Consider the following 3,737-nt stretch of genomic DNA (forward strand, 5'->3'; position numbering starts at 1 on the left):
CGGCCTCGGCCGATGAGCTGCTAGCCCGCGACGGACGCACCTGGAGAAGGCCATGATCGTAGACCTGCCCAACACCACCACCTCGAAGGTTTCCAAGAAAATCCAGTCCCTGCGCGAGCAGGGCGGGGTGATCGCGCTCGGCCGGGTCCTCACCCTCGTGGTGGTCACCAAATCCGGGCTCCAAGAAGAAGCGATCGAGGCCGCGAACGAGGCCAGCCGCGAACACCCCTGCCGGATCATCGTGCTCGCCGACGCCGGCTCGTCCGCGCCGAACCGGCTCGACGCGCAGATCCGTGTCGGCGGGGACGCCGGCGCCTCGGAGGTCATCGTGCTGCGCGGCTTCGGGGAACTCGCCGAGGAATCCGAGTCCCTCGTGGCCGCGCTGCTGCTGCCCGACGCCCCGATCGTGGCCTGGTGGCCGCACGGGGCACCGAAGAACGCGTCCGAAACCTCGATCGGACGGATCGCGCACCGCCGGATCACCGACTCGGCGAACGAGGCCGAACCCCAGGTTGCCCTGGAAAACATCCGGAACACCTACAAGGCCGGCGACACCGACCTCGCCTGGACCCGGCTGACGAACTGGCGCATCCAGCTCGCCGCCGTCCTGGACCAGACCGACACCTCACCCGTCACCGCCGTCGCGGTCGAAGGCGCCTCGGACTCACCGTCCACCATCCTGCTCGCAGCCTGGCTGACCCTGTCCCTGGACGCCCCCGTCACCATCGTCGCGGACCCCGCCGGCACCGGCATCCGCCGGGTCCGGCTCACCCGCACCAGCGGCGACGTCCAACTCTTCCGCCCCGGCCTCTCCATCGCCGAACTCACCCAACCCGGCCAACCCGCACAACGCATCTCCCTCCCACGACGCAGCCTCCGCGACTGCCTCGCAGAAGAACTCCGCCGCCTCGACCCCGACGGCACCTTCGGCCTTGTGCTGGGAGCGCTCGATTTGGTGCGGGACTGGGAGGATGCGCCGCTGCTGGCGCTGGTCTAATAAGAGGCTGACTTAAAAGGACGTGCCCCCGTCGGTTGCTACGACGGGGGCACGCTGCTGTATCTAAAGCGCGGCTAGCGCCACATTGGATTGACGTCCTGGGAGGCGATGAGCTCCTGCGCCTCGGCTTCCGTGTCTACGCTCGGCATGGAGCCAGGCAGTGGGCGGCCGGCGGATTCACGAAGGAAATAGATGGCGATCGCCCCGATGACAGACGTCGCCATCAGGTAGTAGGCCGGGGCCATGTCATCGCCGGTTGCCGCGATCAGGCCCTGGACCAGGAATGGCGTGGTTCCGCCGAAGATTGCCACGGAGAAGTTGTAGGCGATGCCCATGCTGCTGTAGCGGCTTGAGGTGGGGAACAGCGCCGGAAGTGCTGACGCTAGGTTGGCCACGTAGAACGTGACGGGGAAGGCTACCAGGGACAGGCCCGCCAGGGTGGACCAGACGTCCCCGATTCCGATCAGCATGAACGCGGGGACGGCAAAAAGAACGGTGCTTCCGGCTCCGATCCACAGCACCGGACGCCGGCCGATGCGGTCCGAAAGCCTGCCGGTGAGCGGGATGCACAGTGACATTACCACCAGGACCGGAATGGTCAGCAGCGTGCCGTGGACGGGGTCGTAGCCTTTGGATTCGGTCAGGTATGTCGGCATGTACGACGTCAGGGCGTAACCGACGGTGTTGGCAGCGCCGGCGAGGATCATGGCCAGCAGGATCTGCCGCCAGTAGGTTCTCATGATGCCCACCGGGCCGCTGGCAACAGCCTTATCGCTGGCGGCGGCTTCGCTGGCGGCTGCCTCCTGCGTGCCAAGGGTTGCCTGGAACTGCGGGGATTCCTCGATCTTGTTCCGGAAGTAGACGGCGATCAGGCCCAGCGGCCCGGCCACCAGGAATGGCAGCCTCCAGCCCCATTCCTCCATGGTGGCCTCGCCGAGGGTGACCTGCAGGATGGAGACCGTGGCAGCGCCCAGGGCAAAGCCAATGTAGGAGCCCATGTCCAGGAAACTGGCGAAGAAGCCGCGCCGCTTATCAGGGGCATATTCACACACAAACGTGGTGGCGCCGGCGTACTCGCCGCCGGTGGAGAAGCCCTGCACGAGCTTCAGGAGAACCAGCAGCGCGGCCGCCCAGACGCCTATCTGCGCGTAGCCGGGCAGGAGGCCGACGGCGAAGGTGCTTGCCGCCATCAGCATCAGGGTCGCGGCGAGCACTTTCTGGCGCCCTACTTTGTCCCCCAGCCAGCCGAACACGACGCCGCCAATCGGGCGGGCAATGAAAGTTGCCGCAAAGGTGCCGAGCAGGAACAGCGTCTGGACTGTCCTGTCCGCTTCGGGCAGGAACACCGGCCCCATGGTGGTGATCAGATAGCCGAACACGCCGACGTCGTACCACTCCATGGTGTTGCCCACGATGGTGCCACCGAGGGCCTTCTTAAGCATCCGCTGGTCCACGACATTGATGTCGGACGCCGTGAGCCGGCGGGAGTACTGTCTATCTTTGCTGTCGTGATCGGTAGTGACATCACCTTTGATCGTCATACAGGTTCCTTACTGAATTTTGGCGGGGGTGCGCAAACACGTGCGAACCTCTAGTGTTCCGCAGTAATCAACAGGCTTCGGGTTATGCAACAGAGTGCGTTAGCTCACAACTCAATGTCAAGAACATGACTCGGGCGCCACACCTAGGGGTGGCCCAGGCGTTGCGCCTATCCGTTTGGGTAGGCGCAACCGCCCGATCATGGCATGGCGCCCGGCGCGGCATGCAGGGGAAGATGGAGGGCGGCAGCTCCGCCATCCTCGGCCGCTCCCCGCAACAGCTTTTCCTCCAAAGGAGTTCCGTGTGTCTTCAAATCCGATTCGTGTAGCTATCGTCGGCGTGGGTAACTGTGCCGCTTCGCTGGTCCAGGGTGTCCATTACTACCGGGATGCCGACCCCCAGGCCACGATTCCGGGTCTGATGCACGTGGAGTTCGGCAAGTACCACGTCAATGATGTGCAGTTCGTGGCCGCGTTCGATGTTGACGGCAAGAAGGTCGGCGTTGACCTGGCCGATGCGATCCTGGCGAGTGAAAACAACACCATCAAGCTCGCCGAGGTCCCGCCGACCGGTGTGACGGTCCAGCGCGGCCACACCCTGGACGGTCTGGGCCGGTACTACCTGGAGACCATCGAGCAGTCCACCGAGGCGCCGGTCGACGTGGTCCAGGCCCTCAAGGACGCCCAGGTTGATGTGATGGTCTGCTACCTGCCGGTCGGTTCCCAGGAGGCTGCGGAGTTCTACGCGCAGTGCGCGATCGATGCCGGGGTGGCGTTCGTGAACGCGCTGCCGGTGTTCCTCGCGGGCACCAGGGAGTGGGCTGACAAGTTCACGGCCGCGGGTGTGCCGATCGTGGGCGATGACATCAAGAGCCAGATCGGTGCCACCATCACGCACCGCGTCATGGCGAAGCTGTTCGAGGACCGCGGCGTGACGCTGGACCGCACGTACCAGCTGAACGTGGGCGGCAACATGGACTTCAAGAACATGCTGGAGCGTGACCGGCTGGAGTCGAAGAAGATCTCCAAGTCCCAGGCCGTGACCTCCAATGTTGAGGCCGAGCTGGCTGCGAAGGATGTGCACATTGGCCCGTCCGACTACGTGCAGTGGCTCGATGACCGCAAGTGGGCGTTCGTGCGCCTGGAGGGCCGGAACTTCGGTGACGCCCCGGTGTCTTTGGAGTACAAGCTGGAGGTCTGGG

3 protein-coding genes are annotated in these 3,737 nt (G+C 64.9%); 2 read left to right on the forward strand and 1 reads right to left on the reverse strand.

What is annotated here, in order from left to right; all coding sequences use genetic code 11:
- Positions 1-52: 52 nt before the first annotated feature.
- Complete coding sequence (locus tag CXZ05_RS22585; protein WP_102974687.1) at positions 53-997, forward strand: glucose-6-phosphate dehydrogenase assembly protein OpcA; 945 nt, start codon at positions 53-55, stop codon at positions 995-997.
- Positions 998-1,071: 74 nt separating this feature from the next.
- On the opposite strand, the gene CXZ05_RS22590 is transcribed toward CXZ05_RS22585, so the two are convergent.
- Entirely contained in the window at positions 1,072-2,538 is a 1,467-nt protein-coding gene (locus CXZ05_RS22590) for an MFS transporter (protein WP_102974688.1), read from the reverse strand.
- Between the two features lie 301 nt (positions 2,539-2,839).
- On the opposite strand from CXZ05_RS22590, the gene CXZ05_RS22595 reads away from it, so the two are divergent.
- The coding region (locus CXZ05_RS22595) for an inositol-3-phosphate synthase (protein WP_102974689.1) at positions 2,840-3,737 on the forward strand (898 nt) is incomplete at its 3' end.

It is taken from the genome of Arthrobacter sp. AFG20, assembly GCF_002892795.1.
Lineage (GTDB): Bacteria > Actinomycetota > Actinomycetes > Actinomycetales > Micrococcaceae > Arthrobacter.